Source organism: Neorhizobium sp. BETTINA12A (assembly GCF_023006485.1).
Lineage (GTDB): Bacteria > Pseudomonadota > Alphaproteobacteria > Rhizobiales > Rhizobiaceae > Neorhizobium.
Genome location: NZ_JALBGW010000001.1, coordinates 1 through 20,737, shown reverse-complemented (window position 1 = coordinate 20,737; position 20,737 = coordinate 1). Strand labels below are relative to the sequence as shown.

At 59.0% G+C, this 20,737-nt stretch carries 22 protein-coding genes and 2 pseudogenes; 7 read left to right on the top strand and 17 right to left on the bottom strand.

Annotated elements, in window-relative coordinates:
• Nucleotide 1: 1 nt before the first annotated feature.
• The gene (locus tag MOV61_RS00125) at nt 2-268 is read right to left on the bottom strand and encodes a PepSY domain-containing protein (protein ID WP_247135193.1); all 267 of its coding nucleotides are present in this window, start codon (nt 266-268) and stop codon (nt 2-4) included.
• A gap of 227 nt (nt 269-495) precedes the next feature.
• Between MOV61_RS00125 and MOV61_RS00120 the strand changes: the two genes are divergently transcribed.
• From MOV61_RS00120 to MOV61_RS00110, 3 genes and pseudogenes are all read left to right on the top strand, one after another.
• Nucleotides 496-873 (top strand): hypothetical protein, encoded by a 378-nt coding sequence (locus tag MOV61_RS00120; protein ID WP_247135066.1) that lies wholly within the window; start codon nt 496-498, stop codon nt 871-873.
• Nucleotides 869-1,432: pseudogene (locus MOV61_RS00115) on the top strand (IS6 family transposase); the annotation flags it as partial. The gene MOV61_RS00120 and the pseudogene MOV61_RS00115, both read left to right, overlap by 5 nt.
• A gap of 87 nt (nt 1,433-1,519) precedes the next feature.
• Entirely contained in the window at nt 1,520-2,275 is a 756-nt protein-coding gene (locus MOV61_RS00110) for a FadR/GntR family transcriptional regulator (protein WP_065814815.1), read from the top strand.
• 51 nt (nt 2,276-2,326) lie between these two features.
• Here MOV61_RS00110 and MOV61_RS00105 read toward each other — a convergent pair whose 3' ends face one another.
• Genes MOV61_RS00105 through MOV61_RS00075 form a run of 7 tightly spaced genes read right to left on the bottom strand, consistent with a single transcriptional unit; the run spans nt 2,327 to nt 8,311 of the window.
• Nucleotides 2,327-3,091: an amino acid ABC transporter ATP-binding protein gene (locus MOV61_RS00105; protein ID WP_247135065.1), complete on the bottom strand. Its 765-nt coding sequence runs from the start codon at nt 3,089-3,091 to the stop codon at nt 2,327-2,329.
• Nucleotides 3,092-3,110: 19 nt separating this feature from the next.
• A complete protein-coding gene (fba, locus tag MOV61_RS00100; protein WP_040125234.1) occupies nt 3,111-4,133 on the bottom strand; it encodes a class II fructose-bisphosphate aldolase in 1,023 nt (340 codons plus the stop codon).
• Nucleotides 4,134-4,191: 58 nt separating this feature from the next.
• The gene (locus MOV61_RS00095; RefSeq protein WP_247135064.1) at nt 4,192-4,986 is read right to left on the bottom strand and encodes a transporter substrate-binding domain-containing protein; all 795 of its coding nucleotides are present in this window, start codon (nt 4,984-4,986) and stop codon (nt 4,192-4,194) included.
• A 22-nt stretch (nt 4,987-5,008) separates the two neighbouring features.
• Entirely contained in the window at nt 5,009-5,653 is a 645-nt protein-coding gene (locus MOV61_RS00090) for an amino acid ABC transporter permease (RefSeq protein ID WP_247135063.1), read from the bottom strand.
• Nucleotide 5,654: 1 nt separating this feature from the next.
• Entirely contained in the window at nt 5,655-6,326 is a 672-nt protein-coding gene (locus tag MOV61_RS00085; protein WP_247135062.1) for an amino acid ABC transporter permease, read from the bottom strand.
• Nucleotides 6,327-6,350: 24 nt separating this feature from the next.
• Nucleotides 6,351-7,400: a tagatose 1,6-diphosphate aldolase gene (locus MOV61_RS00080; RefSeq protein WP_247135061.1), complete on the bottom strand. Its 1,050-nt coding sequence runs from the start codon at nt 7,398-7,400 to the stop codon at nt 6,351-6,353.
• Nucleotides 7,400-8,311 (bottom strand): PfkB family carbohydrate kinase, encoded by a 912-nt coding sequence (locus tag MOV61_RS00075; protein ID WP_247135060.1) that lies wholly within the window; start codon nt 8,309-8,311, stop codon nt 7,400-7,402. The genes MOV61_RS00080 and MOV61_RS00075 overlap by 1 nt, the downstream gene beginning before the upstream one ends.
• 354 nt (nt 8,312-8,665) lie before the next feature.
• On the opposite strand from MOV61_RS00075, the gene edd reads away from it, so the two are divergent.
• Both edd and MOV61_RS30535 read left to right on the top strand, forming a co-directional pair.
• Nucleotides 8,666-10,480 (top strand): phosphogluconate dehydratase, encoded by a 1,815-nt coding sequence (edd, locus tag MOV61_RS00070; RefSeq protein ID WP_247135059.1) that lies wholly within the window; start codon nt 8,666-8,668, stop codon nt 10,478-10,480.
• A gap of 23 nt (nt 10,481-10,503) precedes the next feature.
• A complete protein-coding gene (locus MOV61_RS30535; RefSeq protein WP_408962329.1) occupies nt 10,504-11,511 on the top strand; it encodes a Gfo/Idh/MocA family protein in 1,008 nt (335 codons plus the stop codon).
• Between the two features lie 353 nt (nt 11,512-11,864).
• Here the strand turns inward: MOV61_RS30535 and MOV61_RS00055 are convergent, their stop codons facing one another.
• Nucleotides 11,865-12,608, bottom strand: coding sequence for an SDR family NAD(P)-dependent oxidoreductase (locus MOV61_RS00055; protein WP_247135058.1), 744 nt, complete (start codon nt 12,606-12,608; stop codon nt 11,865-11,867).
• Nucleotides 12,609-12,699: 91 nt separating this feature from the next.
• Between MOV61_RS00055 and MOV61_RS00050 the strand changes: the two genes are divergently transcribed.
• The gene (locus MOV61_RS00050; RefSeq protein WP_247135057.1) at nt 12,700-13,269 is read left to right on the top strand and encodes a TetR/AcrR family transcriptional regulator; all 570 of its coding nucleotides are present in this window, start codon (nt 12,700-12,702) and stop codon (nt 13,267-13,269) included.
• 381 nt (nt 13,270-13,650) lie between these two features.
• On the opposite strand, the gene MOV61_RS00045 is transcribed toward MOV61_RS00050, so the two are convergent.
• The 3 genes from MOV61_RS00045 to MOV61_RS00035 all read right to left on the bottom strand — a co-directional run bounded on the left by MOV61_RS00045 (nt 13,651) and on the right by MOV61_RS00035 (nt 15,842).
• Nucleotides 13,651-14,466, bottom strand: a complete 816-nt coding sequence (locus MOV61_RS00045) for an NAD(P)-dependent oxidoreductase (RefSeq protein WP_247135056.1) — start codon at nt 14,464-14,466, stop codon at nt 13,651-13,653.
• Nucleotides 14,467-14,470: 4 nt separating this feature from the next.
• On the bottom strand, nt 14,471-14,920 hold the full coding sequence (locus tag MOV61_RS00040) for a MarR family winged helix-turn-helix transcriptional regulator (protein WP_408962328.1): 450 nt from the start codon (nt 14,918-14,920) through the stop codon (nt 14,471-14,473).
• Between the two features lie 187 nt (nt 14,921-15,107).
• Nucleotides 15,108-15,842: an SDR family oxidoreductase gene (locus MOV61_RS00035; protein WP_247135054.1), complete on the bottom strand. Its 735-nt coding sequence runs from the start codon at nt 15,840-15,842 to the stop codon at nt 15,108-15,110.
• Between MOV61_RS00035 and MOV61_RS00030 the strand changes: the two genes are divergently transcribed.
• Nucleotides 15,826-16,839, top strand: coding sequence for an AraC family transcriptional regulator (locus MOV61_RS00030; RefSeq protein WP_247135053.1), 1,014 nt, complete (start codon nt 15,826-15,828; stop codon nt 16,837-16,839). The genes MOV61_RS00035 and MOV61_RS00030 overlap by 17 nt on opposite strands.
• A gap of 31 nt (nt 16,840-16,870) precedes the next feature.
• Here MOV61_RS00030 and MOV61_RS00025 read toward each other — a convergent pair whose 3' ends face one another.
• From MOV61_RS00025 to MOV61_RS00005, 5 genes and pseudogenes are all read right to left on the bottom strand, one after another.
• Nucleotides 16,871-17,260, bottom strand: coding sequence for a nuclear transport factor 2 family protein (locus tag MOV61_RS00025; RefSeq protein WP_247135052.1), 390 nt, complete (start codon nt 17,258-17,260; stop codon nt 16,871-16,873).
• Between the two features lie 160 nt (nt 17,261-17,420).
• A complete protein-coding gene (locus tag MOV61_RS00020) occupies nt 17,421-18,176 on the bottom strand; it encodes a YafY family protein (RefSeq protein ID WP_258718735.1) in 756 nt (251 codons plus the stop codon).
• A gap of 40 nt (nt 18,177-18,216) precedes the next feature.
• Nucleotides 18,217-18,606: an ester cyclase gene (locus MOV61_RS00015; RefSeq protein WP_247135050.1), complete on the bottom strand. Its 390-nt coding sequence runs from the start codon at nt 18,604-18,606 to the stop codon at nt 18,217-18,219.
• A 62-nt stretch (nt 18,607-18,668) separates the two neighbouring features.
• Complete coding sequence (locus MOV61_RS00010) at nt 18,669-19,808, bottom strand: epoxide hydrolase family protein (RefSeq protein ID WP_247135049.1); 1,140 nt, start codon at nt 19,806-19,808, stop codon at nt 18,669-18,671.
• 255 nt (nt 19,809-20,063) lie between these two features.
• Nucleotides 20,064-20,737: pseudogene (locus MOV61_RS00005) on the bottom strand (epoxide hydrolase); the annotation flags it as partial.

The following is a 20,737-nucleotide window of genomic DNA, read 5'->3' as shown; positions in this document are numbered from 1 at the left end:
TTTAATCGCCCTTCTGGACGATGTCACCGGATACCGGATTGAAATAGACCTCGGCTCGCTTGCCGTCCTTATCCTTGCCGTAGATTTCGTAGCAGTTGCCGGTGATTTCGAAAGTCTTGACCTTATAGCCAAGGGTATCGATCTTCGCCTTCATGGCGTCCTCCGACATCCACTTCGACTTCGGCTCTTTGGTGCAATTCGGGCTGGCGAGCGCCAGCGCGGGGATGGAAGCGACAATTGCGACTGCGGTAATCAGTTTCAGCATGATCATTCGGTCCTTTGCTCTAAGCCCAACTGGGCGCCCGAGCAATAAAATCTTCCAGCTGTCCGTTTGCTGTCAGGGAAACAAACCGTACTCTCAACGCCCCCAATCAGGCGTCAATGTGCGGGCGCTCCAGGGTCATTATGTGCGTCGAGTGAAGATCGCCGCCTCCGTTTGCTACGGAAGCGATGCCGGCCAACGGCCACGCGTGGGCAGCGACCTGTGAGGCAGGCGTGCTGAACAGCAAAATGGCGCCAAAAAAGCCCGCTGCCACCCTCCAGATCACGCTTTTCCGCTCGCGCAAGTTCATGTTCAACTCACCTCGTTCGGAACGAGCAATATCGGACGCGGGTCAGATCACGCAGCAGAATGCCGCGTTGATGGAAGAGACCAACGCCTCAGCGCAGAGCCTCTCACAGATCAGTCAGCGGCTTGCATCCCTGATCGGACGCTTCCGGATTGGAGGTTCAGCAAGCCTCATGTCGGCAAACCCGCAACCTATAAGCGGGCCGCGGCGTAGCTTTTCACTGGCAAGTTACTTCAGCATGCATGTGCGCCGGTGGGGGATCACAATGGGCTCCCTGCGGGGTGATGTCACGTTATTTCTATGAGACGATCCGGCGCTGGGGATGCAAATTTGGCTGGGCATATGCGAAGCGGTTGCGCAGAAAGGAGCCTTGCCGGAAGGATATATGGCATCTGGACGAAGTGGTGATCTCCATCGGCGGTCGACAACACCGGCTTTGGCGCGCCGTCGACCAGGACGGCTATGTTCTTGACGAAATCGTACAGCCCCGTCGCGACACCAAGACTGCCAAGCGATTGCTGGTCAGGCTACTGAAGCAGCAAGGCCTCACGCCGAAGCGGATCATCACCGACAAACTGCGCTCATATGGAGCGGCAAAGCGGGATGTGATGCCTACCGTCGAACACCGATCGCACAAGGGGCTGAACAATCGCGCGGAGAATTCACACCTGCCGCTGCGAAAACGAGAGCGGGTGATGCAAGGCTTCCGATCCGCCGGCGGCTTGCAACGATTTATCTCGGTGTTTTCAGCGATTAGAAATCTTTTCGTCCCGCCGCACCAGACGCACTCCGCCCTCGCCATTCACCTTCATCAGATCCAGGCAATCGCGCAGTGGAAGGCCGTAACCGGCACAGCTACCTGAGATCAACGGCAAGCGCTTCGTCCGGCTTCAGCCAAACAACGTGACATCACCGTTTCTCCAAATACAAAACTCGGCTAAGGTACGGGCATGTCTCAGATCACCGTAACACCCGCCAGAAAAGAGAAACTCGCTGATACCGTGTATGGACAAATCCTTTCTGAGATTACGTCCGGAAAATTCACGGAGGGCGACAAGCTTCCTTCAGAAGCGGAACTGTCGCTCGCCTTCGATGTGTCGCGACCCGTGGTCCGCGAGGCGCTTTTACGCCTATCTACAGATGGGTTGGTCCAATCGCGGCGGGGTATCGGCACGTTCGTTTCGACGAAGCCGTCCATGAGGCTGACGGAGTTGGCCGATGCGGCTAGCCTATCCAGTTATGTACGTTCTTTCGAGCCGAGAATCGTCATTGAAGTCGAGGCTGCGCGGCTTGCCGCGCTGCGACGTTCGCGCGGACATCTTGAGGCAATCCGGCAGACGATCGACGATCTGAACGAAGCGATCATGCGGGGTGAACTGGGCCAGTCACAGGACATTGCCTTTCACGACGCAATCGCGATTGCCGCCGGCAATGAATATTTTCCCGTCTTGCTGAGAGACCTTCGCCGGCCAGTTCTGGAAACCATGAATATCGGGCTAGAGCTTGCAAGGGAACGCGCACCGGCGCGGCGTCTGCGTGTCGTAGAAGAGCATACGCGGATATTCAACGCGATCAGCATCGAAGATAGTGATTCCGCGGCGAGCTACATGAAATATCACCTGCTCCAGGCGCGGGCAGCTATACTCGATGCGCAACATCTGGAGGCCGGGCGCCTGAATGGCGCCCGGCCGAAACACGACGAATAACGGACGGCAGGAAAGGCACCCGTCATTCTTTTCGGTATAGGCCCCGGCGCTTCAGTGCAGGATCTGGGCCAGGAATTCCTGAGCTCTTGCCGTCTTCGGATTTGAGAAGAAGTCATCCGGCTTGCCTGTCTCGACGATCGCACCGGCATCCATGAAGATGATGCGATCGGCTACCTGACGCGCGAAATGCATCTCGTGCGTCACGCAGATCATCGTGCCGCCTTCCTTGGCAAGCTCGACCATCGTATCGAGCACTTCGCGGACCATTTCCGGATCCAGTGCCGATGTCGGCTCGTCGAACAACATCAGTTCGGGGCTCATGGAGAGTGCTCGTGCGATCGCGACGCGCTGCTGCTGTCCGCCCGAAAGTTGCGATGGATATTTGCCGGCCTGTTCCGGAATCCGGACCCGTTCGAGGAAACGTTGTGCGGTCGCCCGGGCTTCCTCGCCCGACGCGCCTTTTACCTTCATCGGCGCGATCATGCAGTTTTCCAGCACGGTCATATGCGGGAAAAGATTGAAGTTCTGGAAGACCATGCCGGTGCGCCGCCGCACCGCATCGATCGACTGTCGTGTATCCGTTACATCGATGCCACAGACGCGCAGAGAGCCGGATTGATATTGCTCCAGCGCGTTGAGGCAGCGGATCAGGGTCGATTTACCGGATCCGGATGGACCGCAGATCACGATTGTTTCGCCGCGGCTGACGGTCAGATCGATGTTCCGCAGCGCCCGGAAGGCTCCGAAGGACTTCGACACCTGCCTCGCCTCCACGACCGCTCCATCGGATTTTCCGTTCGAATGATTTGCGCTCACAGTCTTTTCCTTGTGGCCGTCAGACAATCTTCGGGTCGAATTCGCCGGAAGCGTATCGGCCCGCCATATCCGCCAACGGGATGACCTTGATCTTCGCAGCGTGCCCAGCCGTGCCAAACTCTTCAAGCCGCTGCTTGCAGAGCTTGGTAATGGCGTCCATTCCGGGCTTCATCATGTTGCGGATGTCGAATTCTTTGGGGTCTTCGTGCATCACCCGGCGGATCTGGCCGACCAGCGCCATCCGGTTATCGGTATCGATATTGATCTTGCGGACGCCATGCTTGATGCCGCGCTGGATTTCTTCGATCGGTACGCCCCAGGTCTGCTTTATGTCCGCACCGTACTTGTTCATGATGTCCTGTAATTCCTGCGGAACCGAGGAGGAGCCGTGCATCACGAGATGGGTGTTGGGCAGGCGCCGGTGAATTTCCTCCAGCCGGTCCATGGCCAGGACTTCGCCATCCGGCTTGCGGCTGAATTTGTAGGCGCCGTGTGAAGTGCCCATCGCGATGGCGAGGGCATCGACCTTGGTCGCCTTAACAAAATTCACTGCTTCGTCCGGGTCGGTCAGCATACGTTCGTCGGTCCGCGACTGGAGCTTCCCCAGAACGCCGATCTCGCCCTCGACCGACGCGCCCATGTAATGCGCGACTTCGGATACGCGCGCGGTCACGCGGGCATTGTAGTCGTAGTCGGAGGGCGTCTTGGCGTCTTCGAGCAGCGATCCGTCCATCATCACCGATGTGAACTTGTGCTGGAGGGCGGTCGCGCACGTCGCCTCGCTATTGCCGTGGTCCTGGTGCACCACCATTGGGATATCCGGGTAGATCTTTTCCAGCGCCGCAAACAGGTGCTCGATCATGATGTCGCCCGCATAGGAGCGGGCCTTGGTGCCGACCTGGAGAATGACGGGCGCATCAACCGCACTGGCGGCGTTCATGACCGCCAGCATCTGTTCCATGCAAGTGACACTGAACGCGGGCACGCCATAGTGATGTTCGGCGGCGTGGTCGAGCAATTGTCTGAGCGTTATTTTGGGCATATCGGCAACTTTCTCGTGAGGATTGGCCTGCAGCCCGGCTGCAGGCCATGAAATGAAATTAGAAGCGCGGAACGTCTTCGTTGACGATGCCCAGCCATTGTTTCTGGGCAGCCTGCAGCTCACCACCGCTCCACAGCATCATGATCTCGGTGTTGAGCCACTGGTGGAGGTCGTAATCGCCGCGGCGGACGCCTATACCCATCGGGGACTGGCGGACGGCGAACTTGCGCGCGAACTTGTCCGTCTGCGCGTTAATGGCATTGGCAGCAGCGGCGCCGGAAACGATCGCATCGACTTGACCTGTGAACAGTGCCTGATTGGTCGAGGCGTCATCTTCGAAACGCTGGATGTTGGTGCCCTGCACGGCCTTCTGGGTGATGATCGTGTCGTTGGTGCTGGCGCGGGTCACGCCAACGCGCTTGCCGACCAGAGCTTCGAGGTTGTCGAGCTTGGAGGCGGTCGGCGCGATGACCATCTGCTCGTCGACATAGATCGAGTTGCTGTACATGATGGCCTTAGCGCGTTCCGCCGTGATGCCGAGAGAGGAGATGACGATATCGACCTTGCCGGTCGTCAGGTTGGGGATTCGGGCCTGCGAAACCTGGTCGACGATTTCAAGCTTCACACCGAGATCCCGGGAGATCAGGTTTGCGACCGCTACGTCGAAACCGGACGGCTTCATGCTGGTGTCCGTCATGCCGTAAGGCGGCGTCGACAGCGAGATGCCGACGACGATCTTGCCGCGCTTGATGATCTCGTCGAAGGTATTGGTGGTTTGCTGTGCGACAGCGACGGATGACAAGCAAGCCGCGGCAACTACGCCGACGACAGCTTTCCTTATAAATGCGAGCATCGTTTTCTCCTCCGTTACGATGTTAGGATTTCAGACGTTTCTCGAGGCTGCGGCTGAACAGCGTCAGCGGAAAGCAGACAAGGAAATAGAAAGCCGCGGCGGTCAGATAAACCTCAAGCGGCTTGAACGTGGCGTTGCTGACGATCTGGGACGTGCGCGTCAGCTCGACGATGCCGACGACGGAAGCCAGCGAGGTGTTCTTTATGAGCTGGACGAAAAAGCCGACTGTAGGCGGAATGGCGATCCGGATTGCTTGCGGCACAATGATGTGGATCATCGCGTCTGCGCGACCAAGGCCGAGCGCATGCGCGCCTTCCCGTTGTCCCTTCGGGACGGACTGGATGGCGCCGCGCCAGATTTCTCCAAGAAATGCCGCTGCGTAGAACGAAAAGGCGACGGCGATCGCAACGATCGGCTGTATCGAAATGCCGATATAGGTGACGCCGAAATAGGCGATGAACAGGGTTACGAGCAGCGGTGTGCCCTGCACCACGAAAATGTAGAACTGTGCGAGCCGACCGACGACAGGATTGGTTGAAACGCGCATCAGGGCTATCGCGGACCCGGCAATCGAACCGCCGACCAGCGCGATGAGCGCCAGACCGATGGTCCAGCCGAGACCGGTCAGCATGAACTGGACATGGGTGAGGCTGAATTGCTGAAACATCTTATCGCCCCAGGAACTTGAATGGAAACAGGACGCGTTCAAGGACCGTCATCACGCCTTTCAGCACAGCGACGAGAACGACGTACACGACCGCGATGACGAGGTAGATTTCCATGTTTCGCAGTGTGATGCCCTGAATGTCATTGCCGATGCCGGTAAGCTCGGGGACCGAGATCGCGGAGACGACGCTGGACGACAGAAGAAGCAGAATGAACTGCGCAGCGAGTGACGGAAAAACGGCCGCAAGCGCGGGCTTGAAGATGACATGCTTGAAAATGGTCAGCGGAGACATGCCGAGCGCGCGGCCGGCTTCGATCTGCCCCTTGGTGATGCTCTGGATACCGGCACGAATGACTTCGCTGCAATAGGCGCCTCCATAGATCGACATAGCGAGGATGGCGGCGACCGTGGGGTCGAGCCGGATGCCGAAGCTTGGCAGGCCGAAATAGATCAGGAAGACCTGCACGATGAACGGCGTATTGCGGATCGCCTCCACATAGACGACGGCCGGCAGCCGGACGAACCGACTGCTGCTGAGGGAGACACTTGCGACCAGAACGGCAATCATCAGCGCGAACACCATCGAGATGACCGAAATCTGTGCGGTCAGCAACATGCCCTTCAGCAGAAGGTCGCTGCGTGATAGCACTCCGGAAAAATCGAGATATCTCACTAAAAGTCTCCAGATGGCTGCGGATCAGGCTACGAGGTTGCCCGTTCTTGCAAAATCGGCATAGCGCGGTGCGAAATCCTCGCCCGCAGGCGATGCAGTGACGCTGTTTTCCCAGTTGCGGTTCTCGCGCCACGGGGTCGCCATCCTGTCGGTCAGTGCGTTCAGGTCATCCATGATGCGCGGGGCCTGATCTGCCAAGGCCTTTTCCATAGCCGCCATATCGGGGAAGTTCGAAAAGGCCTTGGACCATATGGCGCGGCCGGCGAGGTATCCGCTTGCGCCTGCGCGGTATGCATAGGTGAGGAGCCTCAGGAAGTCTTCTGGTGTGGAGCCTGCGCTTAGAAGCACCCACGGGCGACCCAGACCCTTCGCCATGTCATCGAACCGCTTCTGGATGCGGGCTGCATCGGGGGCGTCCGGATCGGGCACATCGACGGTTTCGGTCGGCGGTTCGAGCTTGTAGACGTCCACGCCTTCCGGATTCATGATGTCCGTGTCTGCAAGTGAACCGGCCACGAGTTCGACACGACGCGCATTGAGCGCTTCCTGTGTCTCATCCGGGAAGGGGTATACGAGGAACTCGAGGATGAAAGGAATATCGTTCTCGCGGCAATCCCGCTTTACGCTGTTGAGATAGGCGAGTTGATGTTCCTTCACGTCATCGCTGACATCGGCGCGAAACCAGAGGTTCACCTTGACCCCGTCGCCGCCGATCTTGCGGATGACGCCCGGATTCCATCCGGGAATGTTTTGTGACTTGCGCCCGTTCTTCGTCACTTCCCAGGTCGCCCATTCCGTTGCAACCAGCAGCCCTTTGCGCGCGGAAATGCCATCGACCGTGGCCGAATAGCCGAGTGGCGGATCGATCAGCACCGCCGAAGCCTTCGGCGCCAGGTAGGTCCCGAGCAGCCGCTTCACCGCAGCAATATGATGGTAAGGTGCGTGAGCGACATTGAGGGCGGCCTTGATCGGGTTGACGATCGGCCCGGTCTGATCCATCGCCAGCATCTTGAAGCGGCCGTTTTCGTCCGCCAGCCGGCGCAGACCCCAAAGTTTGCCGGGGGTAATATTCATCACGCACTCCTCTTGAGAAAATCTTCGACGGCGCTGCGATCGGGGATGCTTTCCCAGCCGCTGCCCTTGGCGCATTTCAGCGCGGCAGTGGCGCTCGCAAACCGGGCTGCATTTTCGACATCGAGGTCTTCCGCGACGGCCAGCGTATAGGCGCCGTGGAAAATGTCGCCCGCACCATTGGTATCGATCGCCTTGATGGGAAAGGCCGGCACATTTCGGACGCCCGAGTCATCCAGCCAGAAGAAACCATGCTCGCCATCCGTGACGGCAACCACGCCCCGACACAGGCCGCGCGCGTGGCGAAGACCGGTTTCGATGTCGTCGCTACCAGAAAGGCGGCGAAGGCAGGCCGCAGAGAAGACGACGTGGTCGGGGAGATGCAGGAGCTTGTGAACCGCATCCATGTCGCCGACATCGGCATCGAGGACGCTGACGATGTTGCGCTTGCGGGCAGCCTCGAACACTGCCGCAGCGCCTTCCCACCAACTGTAGTCGGCAAGCACGCCGGTCACGCCATCAAGCTGGCTCAAAGGAAGCCATTCTGCCTCATTGCCAAGGTTCCGGCCGATGAAACCGAATGCCATGCGGTCGCCATCCGGAGATACGAGGATCGTACCTATCGGGCTGACCCCGCCATCCACACGCCGGACCGAGCGGGTATCAACACCGACGGCCGCGAGGCGGGCCAAAATCTGGTCGCCAGTCTCGTCATTGCCGAGGCGGCCCCAATAGACGGTCTCTGCGCCCAATAGCGCCGTGGTATAGGCAGCCGTCGCGGCAATTCCGCCGCCGGTCTTCAACACGTCAAGCGCCCGGATCTTGCTCGGCTGCGTCGGCAGCGTCGGCAGATAGACGATCGTGTCGAGAAACGCGTTTCCCAGATGCACGATCCGCTGCTTGCTTAAACCCACCCGGAACCTCCAATTCAAAACGACAGGGGGCGTTCTTGCCTTGCTGCAAGCCTTTCGCCTCCCATTGCCGGCACCATAAAAATTCGTGAACATGTAGTCAATAAAATTTACATGATGGCATGATTTTTTCATGCGTAACGTAAGGAGAGCCCTCGAAGGTTAGGGTAAATATTTTTTAAACATAGATATATCGTTAAAATTCAGATGTTTGCAGATATTGCGAGGAAAATCAGATCCGGTGCGAACGGGAAGACAAGATCGTTCCCTTGACATGTCGTTGTCAAATTTTACAAGTGATCTCAATGCCATCATGGCCAACACGGTCTTCGCACCGCCAAGCTCCGGAACACTCTAGTGAAACCGATCGACACGATACTCCACGTCACCGACAGAATCCGAAACCGCTCCGCGCAGACCCGCGCGGAATATGAGGCCATGGTCGAAGAAGCGCTCAATCGCGACGGGCCGCGGCGAAACACGATGCCCTGCGCGAATGCGGCGCATGTCGCCGCAGCCTGTCCCATTGCAGACAAGACTGCGCTGCTGGCGGCGAATGCGTCAAATCTGGCGATCGTGACGGCCTATAACGACATGGTGTCGGCTCACCAGCCGTTCGAGCGCTTTCCTGACATCATCCGCCGCGAGGCAAACTGTCTCGGCGCGATCGCGCAAGTGGCCGGAGGCGTGCCGGCCATGTGCGACGGCATCACGCAGGGTAGGGAGGGCATGGAACTGTCCCTGTTCTCGCGGGACGTCATTGCCATGTCCACGGCGATCGCGCTCAGCCATGACGCTTTCGATGCGGCGCTTTATCTGGGGGTCTGCGACAAGATCGTACCAGGGCTTGTCATGGGTGCACTGGCCTTCGGCCATCTTCCGGCAGTCTTCGTTCCCGGAGGACCGATGCCGACCGGTCTGTCGAACTCGGAAAAGGTCAAGGTCCGGCAGTTGCATGCGGAAGGCAAGGTGGGGCAGCAAGAACTGCTGGAATCCGAAGCTCGCTCCTATCACGCGCCCGGAACCTGCACATTCTACGGCACGGCAAATTCCAACCAGATGCTGATGGAGATCATGGGGCTGCATCTTCCCGGCTCCAGTTTCGTCAATCCGAACACGCCGCTGCGAGATGCGCTGACGCGGGCTGCGGTCAGATGCGCGCTGGAGATCTCGACGCCTGGCCCGCGATTCACGCCGATATCGCGGATCGTCGGTGTGGAGACGATCGTCAACGGCATCATTGGGCTGCTTGCAACGGGCGGATCCACAAACCATACGATCCATTTGGTTGCGATGGCCCGTGTGGCCGGCATCATCATCACCTGGGACGACTTCTCCAACCTCTCGGAGGTGATACCGCTTGTCGCGCGGGCTTATCCGAACGGGCCTGCCGACATCAACCAGTTTCATGCGGCCGGCGGCATGCGATCGCTGATCGCGACGTTGCTCGATCATGGGCTTCTTCATGCGGATGTGAATACGATCGCCGGCGAAGGTCTAGACCGATACCGGCAGGTACCGGTACTTGTGAATGATGCCGTCGAATGGCGCGATCACGACAGTACTTCATCGGATGAAAGCGTTCTGCGTTCTGCCGGAAAACCGTTTCAGCCGACGGGCGGTCTCCGGGTGCTGACCGGCAATCTCGGTCGCTCCGTCATCAAGGTTTCGGCGGTGAAGGGAGGTCGCGGTGCTGTGACGGCTCCCGCGAAAATCTTCGAAACGCAGGAGCAGCTCATGCTGGCCTTCAAAGCGGGGGAGTTGGACCGAGATTTCGTCGCGGTCCTGCCCTTTCAAGGACCGAAGGCCTGCGGCATGCCGGAACTTCACAAGCTCAGTTCCGCCCTTGGCGTTCTGCAGGATCGCGGCTTCAAGGTGGCTCTGGTGACCGACGGGCGCATGTCCGGCGCTTCCGGCAAGATCCCGGCGGCCATCCATGTCTCGCCCGAGGCAGCCGATGGAGGACCGCTTGCGCTCGTGCGGGATGGTGACATGGTCAGGATCGACCCGGTGACAGGCACTCTGGAAATGCTCGTCGATGAGGCGACGATCGCCGGCCGCAAGCGGCTTGCAATGCCACACCGCGCCAAGCGCGGCATCGGCCGGGAGCTTTTCGCCAATGCCCGCCGCGCCGTCTCAAGTTCCGAAGACGGAGCGAGCTTCCTTTTTTGAAGGTTCAATCATAGGGCATCGGCATGTCGGAAAACAAAATTCGCTGGGGGCTGCTGGGCGCATCGACGATCGCGCGTGAAAGGCTCGTCAATGCGATCCGCTCAAATGGTGGTCATGTCGCCTCGGTCTATTCGTCCGACCGTGGGCGGGCCGATGCGTTTGCCGACGCCCTCGGCATATCCGCTCGCACGACGGATCTGGGCGAGTTCTTTGACCACTGCGATGCGGTTTATGTTTCGAGCGTCAACAGGCTGCACCATGCGCATGTGCTTGCAGCAGCCTCCGCCGGCAAACATGTCCTGTGCGAAAAGCCTCTTGCGACGAGCCTCGAGGAAGCCGCCGAGATGATCGAGGGCTGCCGGAGCGCGGGAGTCATCCTGGGCGTCAACCACCACTTGCGCGGCTCGACGGTCAATCGCGAGATGGCCGCGCTTGTCCAAAGCGGCGCGATCGGCCAGCCGCTTTTCGCGCGCGTTATCAATGCAGGCGTGCTGCCAAGCCATCTTTATCGTGGCCGGCTGACGGATGAACCCGGAAGCGGGATCATTTTCGACAAAGCGACGCATGATATCGATCTTCTGCGGTACCTGCTTGCGGAAACCCCGCTAGAGGTGACGGCCATGACGAGCGATGTTGCAGTCGAATCGTCGTCGATCGCCCAGGCCGTCATGAGCACGATGCGCTTTCCGTCCGGCCTCGTCGCGCAAACCTTCGATGCGTTCAACGTGCCCGGCAGCGCGACGGAGGTCGTCATTAATGGAACCGAAGGCAGCCTTTATGCCAGCGATTGCCTTTCCGGCCGGCCAGCCGGTGCGCTCAAGCTTGTAATGGCCGCAGGCGAAAGGCCGATTCCGGTTTCGCATGTCGATCCCTATACGGAGGTTATTCGATACCTACACCGGGCGATGACAACTGGCACTCGCCCGCTCGCTATCGGGGAAGATGGAAGAATCGCAATCTCTGTTGCAATTGCAATGTCGATCGCCGCACGTTCCAGCAACGTCGGACCGAAGGTCGAGATATCTTTTTGAGTTCAAACATGATTTGGCGTCGCGGCTAGCAGCTATCTTATTCCACAAAGAGCGGGTCAAGGTTCGAAACCATTCAAGGCGATCGTGACGTTACCCGTGCAGGTGATGCCGGGAATCGGAGTTCGAGTTCCTCGTTTCGGCTTCACCTGAGGAGGGATCCACTCGACGTCACCCGGGTGGGGTGTCTCAATAGGGCCACCTTCCTTTTGAGCAACACTGTGGCGGAGACAGTGACCAAGGTCTGCCCAAGCGGGTGCATGTGCCGGCCGAAAACGACCCCCTCGCGCCGCCGGTCTGTGCTGGGGCGCCGTTCTATAGAAGCCAGACGTCTCGACGGTCCCGGTACTCGGTTCTCACACCGCCACGAAGCCGCCGTCGACAAATAGTTCTTCGCCGCCAACGAAGCTACTATCGTTCGATGCCAGAAACAGCACCGCCTTGGCGACCTCTTCAGTCTGGGCAAGCCTGCCGAACGGAATAGCCTGCTGCATCCACTCCTCAGCGCCGGCATTGTTCCGCAGATAGGTCTGCATTGCCGATGTCAGGACCATGCCGGGTGAAACGACGTTCACACGAATACCCTGGCTTTTCAGATCGATCGTCCAAGTTCGTGCGAACGAGCGAATCGCTGCCTTGGTGGCGCTATAGATGGATAGGTTGGCAAAGCCCTTGCTGCCCGCCCCCGATCCGGTCAACACGACAGCGCCGCCGGAAGGCATCAGCGGTAGAGCCTTCTGCACCGTAAAGACCATACCTTTGACGTTGATATCGAAGACCCGGTCGAAATGATCTTCTTCAATCGCGCCAATCGGGGCGGACTCGGACACGCCGGCATTGGCGAATACCACGTCAACGCGGCCGTGATCACGCTTTACTTCTGCATAGAGTTTGTCGAGGTCCGCGAGATCGCTGACATCGCCTTGAACGCCAATGGCGCCGTTGCCGATTTCCTCTAGGGCCTCATCTAGACGTTCCTGCCGGCGGCCGGTGACATACGTATAGGCACCTTCTGCTGCAAACAACTTGGCCGTTGCCAAGCCTATGCCGTCCGTCCCGCCCGTGATCACTACGACCTTGTCCTCAAATCGCTTCGTCATGCCATTCGCTCGCTTTTGCAGTAAGTGGAGGATTGCTCCATTTACTATATGGAGATATTCTCCACTTACAAGTCACAGTGAGGTCGATTTTTTGGCGGACGAAACTCCATTGCGAGCCGATGCGCGGCTGAACAAGGAGCGGATCCTTACCGCAGCGGAGGAGGTCTTTCTGGAGCGAGGCGCGGGCGTTTCATTGGACGACGTCGCAAAGCGCGCCGGGGTCGGGATCGGGACGCTTTATCGCCGCTTTCCGACGAGAGAAGACCTCTTGGCCGCCACATACAGCGCCCGATTTCTGGCTTTTGCGGAGGCGAGCCGTGCCAGAGCATCCAAACTTGATCCTTTGGACGCTCTACGCGCATATTTGGAAGACCTCGTTCAGCACACAAACGTCTATCGTGGTCTGGCAGCATCGCTCGGGATGGTTATGAGAATCGGGACGCCCGGATGTCTCGCAACCACGGCCGAAGGCGTTCGCCTGTTGAACAGTGCGCAGAAGGCAGGGGCAGTTCGACCAGACATCAGCTTCGATGATCTTGTGTGCGTAGCGACCGCAATCTCGCTCGCCACAGAGCAGGACAATTTGCCTGAAGCGCATATAGCGCATTTGGTTAGCGTCTTTACAAGTGGCGTCGCCTCACGCGGTGGATCTCGGCAATAGCCTCTTCGGCGCATCCCGGTCCAGCATTGGCTGTTTGATTGGATCTTTCTTCGGCTTGCCTATGGAGAAGTCGTTCCGACCGTAATTGCGATGGTCACTTATGATGTCAGTGCTCCCGCGCGACTATACGGGCGTGGCGCAACTTGGCCCGCCATTGCCCGGCGACTTGTGCGTCCGACCGTCAGTGGTCTTGCCGCCTGGCGTGGCCCCGCCGGTCTCGGTCCGGAAGAAAGTGTCGCCGCCAGCAGATCGAGGACGCGCGACGGGGGAACGCTCCTCAGGCCCGAACTATCAACCGGGACCGCATACGGCCAGCGCGCCAATAGAAGCGGTTGCTTCGAAGCAGCATAATCGGGCGCCTGGAGGACATGCATTATTGCCCTACAGTATTTTTTCCTGCGCAGCCTGGTACACCGTCCTCACGGCCGGCCGGAAACCAAGACTCCGCGCGAGCGATGCATCAACATGGAGGTACCATGGATTTTGCATTGCCTCGGCCGAGGGTTCCATTTTTTGCCCCACGAGTCCCGCCAATTCATAGACCGTCGTCGGCGCTTCATCGGATATGTTAACGATCCGGCCATCGAAGGCGCCTGCCAGCGCCAATCTCATCGCCGTTGCAATATCGCGATGGTGTATCGTGCTCATGCGATTGGCGGGATGGAAGCCGAAGGCGACCAGGTGCTTTGGCAGCATCTCCAGGTGACCGTCGCCGTCGCCATAAACAAACGGGAACCGTAAGATCGACCAGTTCAAGCCACTCTCGCGCAGCAGTTTCTCGGCTGCGACCTTGCTGGCGGGGTAGGCTTGTTCCGGCTCAACACTATCTGTCTCCCGGCCGGGCTGGGTCGAGTTCTTGTTATAGACATTCGACGTGCTCGCCATAATGAAGCGAGCATCAGGCGCATCAGCTTTTACAGCGGCGATCAAATTGCGGGTACCCTCTAGGTTGCTCTTCCAGATCAAATCTGTATCCGAGGTGCGAAAGATGGCCGCCAGATGCACGATTGCCGAAACACCCCAAACAGCCTCCGAAAGCGTCAAAGGGTCAAGAATATCGCCGGTCACGGCCGTTGCTGCCGGGGGGCAGGTTTTCCCTGCCCGCAGCAGCAGCCGGCAAGCAAGGCCTGCTTCTACCAGCCGCGGAACAAGGCGCTCGCCAACAAGGCCCGTCGCTCCAGTTATCAGTATTGTCATTAGCTCATACCTTTCGTGAGAGGGTCTGTAGCCGCTCGGTCGCCAATCGAAGGACGCGCATCGTCGTGGCCAGATCGGCCTCATCGATACCGTCAAAAGCAGCTTGGTGAATAAACGAGAGGTCTGGGATCTCCCGCCACAGGGCCTCGCCAGAACTCGTGAGTGTCAGAAGACGCTGGCGCTGGTCTTCTCCATCCGAGGTCTGCCGGACCAGCCCTTTGCGAACGAGCGTGGCGATGATCCCGCTCAAAGTCGCCCGTTCGAGCTCAAGCGCACGTCCGAGATCGCGCTGCACCATCGGACCAGCGTTTGCCAGATGCCAGAGAACGTACCACTGCGTCGAACCCAGATCGTATGGTCGCAGCGTCGCGTCCATGAGGGCCCGTCCCGCAAAATAGCATCGCTTTGTCCATGCCCCCACAGTCAGATGTTCGACGTCTCGTTCGTCCTGCATGAGGACAAGGTCCCTCCAATTGTTTGGTAGCTTGCGAATATTGCAAGGTACCAAGCGAACTGTCAAGTGTCGTGTGGTGCTGCTCCGACGAAGGTGATGTGGCTGCGAACAAGCCCGGGCACGCGCCGATACGAGAAATTCCGCATCCAGCGGCATCGCTTCAACGCTGAAGCTCGAGCACCGCTCCTCAGTCCTGTGCGGTCGGCCGAATGACGATGCTGCCGACATCGACTTCGGGCGGCTGCTCCAGTGCGAAGAGAATGCCCCGTGCGACTGCATCGGGAGGGATCGCGATATTTCCTAAGCGCTTACCGATGGCCTCCTTGACTGCCTGGTCTGTAATCGAGTCTCCGAAGTTCGTGGCGACCATTCCCGGTGATATCTCCGTGACGCGAAGCTTCGGTCCCGCCTCCTGCCTCAGGGCTTCCGTCACCGTCCGGACTGCATTCTTGGTCGCGGCGTAAACGCCCATCGTCGGTAGTATCTTGATACCCGCGGTAGAGATGACGTTGATTATGTGGCCGCTTCCCTGCCGCGTGAACACCGGCAGCGCGGCGGCGATCCCGTAGAGAGTGCCACGCAGATTAACGTCTATCATTGCGTCCCAATCCTCGACACGCAGCGCGTCGAATCGCGAGATCGGCCCAATTCCGGCGTTGTTAACGATGGCATCAAGTTTGCCGCCTCGTTCGACCGCCAATCCAACAAGCGCTTCAAGATCGCGCCGGCGGCGGACATCGGTCGCTAGGAACGCAGCCTTGCCGCCCGCAGCGGTGATCTCGCCTGTAATCGCCGCCAGCGCCTCTTCGTTGCGGGCGCCCAGCACGACAAAAGCGCCATGTTTCGCCAGCAATTTCGCCGTCGCGCATCCAATGCCACTGCTTGCCCCTGTGATCGCGACGACTTTGCCTTCGACGCTCATTGCCGATCTCCATCGCCGAGTTCTTCCGAAGAAAATAGCCAAGCGCGGCAAGATGATCTATGCTTCGTTGGCTATGAAGTTGTCGCAATCGTCCAAACTGGTGGCCGACCCACTATCGAATGTGCTCGATGTCCTTGGTGCGAGGGTGACGCGGCGCACCCGAATGGAGGCCGCGGGTGAATGGGCTCTCGCGTTTCCCGCAATGGATCGGCTTAAGTTCGTCGCGGTGTTGCGCGGCACGAGCTGGATGCTGCTGCCTTCACGCGAGCCTCAGTTCATGCAGGCGGGTGACGTCGGTCTGCTAGGACGCACTCCCTATGTAGTGGCAAGCGATCCGGGCCAAACGCCGATCGATGGACAGGTCTTTTATGGGGCTTCTGGTTGCGACGTGGCCCGCTTCGGAGGCAATGACACAATAGGGATTGGAGGAACGGTCAGCTTTGCCGCTGACAATGCAGACTTCCTGCTCGACATGCTGCCGGACTTTTTGCTCGTCCCCCGCGGCACGCCTGCGTCGGGAGCAATAGCAACGATCCTCAATCTGATGAACGACGAGATCCAGCGAGACAGAATTGGCGGAGAAGTCGTCAGTTCACGCCTGGCCGACATCTTGTTGGTAGAAGCGATCCGCGCCTACGCAAGCCAGCCCGAGCAAGTCGGAATTGGATGGTTTGGCGCGCTCTCAGACCCCCGGCTAGGTCGGGTTCTCCAAGCGATCCACGAGGATGTCTCGCGGCCTTGGACGGTGGCCGGGCTCGCGAACGTCGCCGGTATGTCGCGCGCCGCTTTTTCCGCCGCCTTCGCCCGCCGCGTAGGTCAACCGCCGCTCACCTATTTGCGGGCGTGGCGTCTAACCATTGCTCGTGCGGCGTTGGCTAGGGGGGATGCGAATGTTGCCACTATAGCAAGGAGCGTTGGCTACGAGTCCCAGAGCGCGTTCGGTCACGCTTTTAAGCGCGAGTTCGGAAGCCCTCCGAAAGCTGGCCCGGCATCGTGACGCAAGCAGAAGCGCGACACGAGTGCCAAATTCAAACTCGCGGAAATTGATTTGGATTTTTTGCAGACGGCGCGAACGTAGTTATTTTAGAGATCTGTCCGTTGCTACCCACTGTGATTTGATCACCTCCGCGAGCAAACTCCTTGCCATCGGCCTGGATGATAACCCAAGTCAATAGAGCCACATTGTGGTGCGATGAGACATCACCGATTTCGAAATGTCCGCCCGGGAATCTCTCATGGAACGTGGCCATGTCTTCGATGACCAGTGATCGACCGGTGGTCAGGTCATGTCTTGCAGTGTGGTATTCGATGTTCTCGCTCAAAACCTCGTTGGCGATCTTCAAACGTTCTTCGATCGAGGCCGTATTCCAAGCGCTTAGATATTTTTCGTACAGCTTCCAGGCTTCTTGATTCGTCATAACTGATCCTTCTCTTCTCGCCGGATCCGCCACTGTTGTGCAGAAACCGGGATCGGTAAAACCACCAAAGTCATTAGGATAACTGCGTAACGTAGGATTGCGCTGCCCGACCGGCGCGTCGCGATCCCATTCGAACGGGGCAAGGCCATCCGTTTTCCTTTCACAGGGCGCCCGGAGCGACTGCGCCGGTTGGTGGATAACGCCCGGACGTGTCAGAAACTGTCATCATCGAACGCCAGTCACGATCCTGCTGCCGCCACTGCCTCGCGAGGGATAGGCGTCCGCCGGGGTAGCGCTCCTCCGAAACTGTCGTCAGTTGCACACGATCGACACGGAAGTGGCGGAAAGCCGATCTGCGTTCGCACCAAGCCGCCAATACGCGCACATCGTCGAAATAGACGATGGCGATCGGCCAGACGGCCCGATCCGACAACGTGCCGTGGGTGTCCTCATAGCTGATCGCGACTTTGCGTTGCCGGCGGATGGCATCCCGCAACAAAGCGACCTGCGGAGGGTCTTTGCGCTCCGACGCCGAGGCCGCGGTTACGAGAGCAGGTGGCGCATCATTTGTCGCTGGGCCGTTTTTTCTGGCGGAAAGTATCTTCGCAAGAGCCCTCTCGCTGCCTTGTGCCAAGGCGGGATCGGCGCGCTGCCGCACCCAGCCTAAACCGAGGATTACCGCGTCCAGTTCATCCGATGAAAACGCGAATTCCGGGAGAAAGAAGCCTTCTCCCAGACGATAGCCGATACCCGCCTGTCCATCGAGAGGCGCTCCGAGCGAGCGTAGCGTCTCAATGTCCCGGTATACGCTCCGCCGCGAGATACCTAGTTCACGCGCCAAATATTGCGCCGTAACGGGCATCCTGCGTGCTCGTAGCAGGCTTATTAGTTCAAATAGACGCCCCGTTCTCGACATATACAGGCTCTTTCTCGACAAATGCCGTTTTCTTAGGAGATTATCTAAGTTGACCCTCGACACCAGCCTTGTCGATGACTGACCAAACCTCTTGGATTCGGCCTCCTCGGAATTCGTAGAAGACGTTCTCCGCGAAGGCCACCTTCCGACCGTTCACAGGAACGCCAAGAAATTGCCCTTTCGGCGTAACGTCGAACCACAGCCGGGCCGCGATATGGGGCGGTTCAGCGACAAGGATCTGGATGTCGAAATGGAGGTCCGGCATCTGCTCGAAATTATCCTCGAGCATTCGCCGGTATCCACTCAGGCCAAGCATAGTGCTGTTGCGACGAACATCATCCTGGACGAAGCGTCCGAGATTTTCCCAATCTTGGCTGTTCAGGCAGGCGATATACCCGAGGTAGACGTTTGCAAGATCAATTGTGGTCATTGTCGGTCCTCGCACAGATGTCTCGCGAATGGTGCGGCGGGCTAGTGGCAAAAATCCCGATCTCAACGGTGATGTCCCTGAGTACTAGCGATGAAGGCACGCAGATCCGCGAGCAGCAGTTCCGGCTCTTCCATCGCTGCGAAATGACCGCCCTTGGTCATCTCGGTCCAACGCACGATATTGTACGTCTTCTCCGCGTACGATCGCGGCGGCGGTATGAAGACGGGGTCAGGGAACGCGGCGACGCCTGTAGGCACGTCCACACGCGTCCCGGCGGACACCTTGTCTGCACCCTCTTCCCGTTGGCCTTGATAGATCCAGGTCGCAGTCACGACCGCAGCGGGCGCCACATAAAGCATAATGTTGGTCAGCAATTGCTCTTCTGAAAAGCGCTCCCATAGGTCAGGGCTGCCATCATCGCGCTTCGGCAAGTCGGACCAGACACCGAACTTCTCAAGGATCCAGGCCGCCGCACCAACGGGACTGTCTGCCATCGCGACGCCTAGCGTTTGGGGCCGCGTACCCTGCTCATGGCTGTAACCTCTCTCTCGATCGGAATTGGCAGCGAAACGGGCCTGCCAGTCCTCCTCAGCGGACGTCGTCGGACGCACATCGGCAGCCGTGATCGGGACCATGTTGAGGTGGATGCCAAGCAATGCTTGCGGACGACCATAGGCCATTCGGGTAGCGATGCCCGCGCCCCAATCGCCGCCCTGCACAAAGTAGCGCCGCTCGCCGAATAGCTCGGTCATGAACCTGTGCAGTAGCTCCGCAATCCGGATCGGACCAAGGATGCCTGTGGTCGGGTTGGAGAAGGCGAAGCCCGGGAGGGACGGGATGACCACGTCATGGCCGTCTGCGATGAGCGGATCGATCATCTGCTCGAACTCAATGAAGGACCCCGGCCAGCCGTGTAGAAGAAGGATGGGCGGTTTGGCCCCGTCGCCTACTTCGTGGATAAAATGAAGGCGCTGGCCGTCAACCTCAGCGGTGAAATGAGGACGCCGATTTAGCCTACGTTCGACCTCGCGCCAGTCGAATCCGTCAAGCCAGAATCTGACCAGGCGCTGGAGATCCGCTTTGCCTATCCCGGATCGCCAGCCTCCGGCGTCTGGGAGCTGATCCCAGTCATAAGCTTCGACTTTGCGCCTGATCTCAGTAAGGCGCTGATCGGGAATATGGATGGTAAATGGCGTCGCCATTTTTGCCTCCTTGCATTGGTGCTCCAGTATTGGGCGGCGGATCGCCCTCGTTGATGGTTTCGCGCACGCCGTGAGTCATCGAACAATAGTTAGGCCGCGGGACTTAGCCTCAATCGCGCAGGGCACATTTCGTCACGCGCGCCGGTTCGACCTTATTCAACCTGCTTGGCGGTAAAACAGTGCAGGCGGGGGAATCGGTCAGTCAGCTCGTCTTTTATTTTGTCGTGAGCGTCCACTTCAGCAAACGTATGCCGATCAGCCGCTGCGGATCGAGCGGAACGCCTTGCGCATCTCGTCAGCGAAGATCGCGGGCTGCTCGAAGGCCGCGAAGTGGCCACCACGATCAACCTTGTTCCAGTAGAACAGGTTCGGCCACAGCGCCTCGGCCCAGGCCTTCGTCGTCGTGAAAATCTCATGCGGGAACACCGTCGCCGCCATCGGCAGCTCGATCCGGCCGGCATTAGCACCGCGACCGTTCCGCGCGTTCTCCCAGTAGAACCTAGCGGAGGACGCCGCCGTGCCCGTGAACCAGTAAATCGAGATGTCGTCGAGCATCTGGTCGATGCTCAGGGCATCCTCGGGGTTTCCCCGGTTATCGGTCCAGGCTTGGAACTTCTCGTAGATCCAGGTCGCCTGTCCGACAGGCGAATCTGCCAGGCCGTAGGCGATGGTCTGCGGGCGCGTTGCCTGTTCGCGGAAGTAGCCGTAGCCGTCGCCGGTGAAGCGCCTGACGCCGTCGATGGCAAGCTGCTCCTCAGGGGTCGGATGATCGGGAAGCTTATCGGGAACCACCAACTGCCAGTTCACGTGCGCAGCAATGAGCCCAGCTGGCCGCAGATGGCCCAGCGCATGGGTCACGCCGGCTCCCCAGTCGCCGCCTTGGGCGACCCAGCGGGTGTAGCCCAGCGCTGCATGAGTGTCGCCCAGGC

Excerpts from the sequence above, each read along its gene's own strand:
- MOV61_RS00110 (WP_065814815.1), top strand. The coding sequence starts at position 1,520 with ATGTCTCAGATCACCGTAACACCCGCCAGAAAAGAGAAACTCGCTGAT.
- fba (WP_040125234.1), bottom strand. The coding sequence starts at position 4,133 with ATGCCCAAAATAACGCTCAGACAATTGCTCGACCACGCCGCCGAACAT.
- MOV61_RS00015 (WP_247135050.1), bottom strand. The coding sequence starts at position 18,606 with ATGACCACAATTGATCTTGCAAACGTCTACCTCGGGTATATCGCCTGC.
- MOV61_RS00025 (WP_247135052.1), bottom strand. The coding sequence starts at position 17,260 with ATGACGAATCAAGAAGCCTGGAAGCTGTACGAAAAATATCTAAGCGCT.
- MOV61_RS00035 (WP_247135054.1), bottom strand. The coding sequence starts at position 15,842 with ATGAGCGTCGAAGGCAAAGTCGTCGCGATCACAGGGGCAAGCAGTGGC.
- MOV61_RS00095 (WP_247135064.1), bottom strand. The coding sequence starts at position 4,986 with ATGCTCGCATTTATAAGGAAAGCTGTCGTCGGCGTAGTTGCCGCGGCT.
- MOV61_RS00010 (WP_247135049.1), bottom strand. The coding sequence starts at position 19,808 with ATGGCGACGCCATTTACCATCCATATTCCCGATCAGCGCCTTACTGAG.
- MOV61_RS00090 (WP_247135063.1), bottom strand. The coding sequence starts at position 5,653 with ATGTTTCAGCAATTCAGCCTCACCCATGTCCAGTTCATGCTGACCGGT.
- MOV61_RS00055 (WP_247135058.1), bottom strand. The coding sequence starts at position 12,608 with ATGACGAAGCGATTTGAGGACAAGGTCGTAGTGATCACGGGCGGGACG.
- MOV61_RS00040 (WP_408962328.1), bottom strand. The coding sequence starts at position 14,920 with ATGCAGGACGAACGAGACGTCGAACATCTGACTGTGGGGGCATGGACA.
- MOV61_RS00045 (WP_247135056.1), bottom strand. The coding sequence starts at position 14,466 with ATGACAATACTGATAACTGGAGCGACGGGCCTTGTTGGCGAGCGCCTT.
- MOV61_RS00020 (WP_258718735.1), bottom strand. The coding sequence starts at position 18,176 with ATGTCGAGAACGGGGCGTCTATTTGAACTAATAAGCCTGCTACGAGCA.
- MOV61_RS30535 (WP_408962329.1), top strand. The coding sequence starts at position 10,504 with ATGTCGGAAAACAAAATTCGCTGGGGGCTGCTGGGCGCATCGACGATC.
- MOV61_RS00080 (WP_247135061.1), bottom strand. The coding sequence starts at position 7,400 with ATGAATATTACCCCCGGCAAACTTTGGGGTCTGCGCCGGCTGGCGGAC.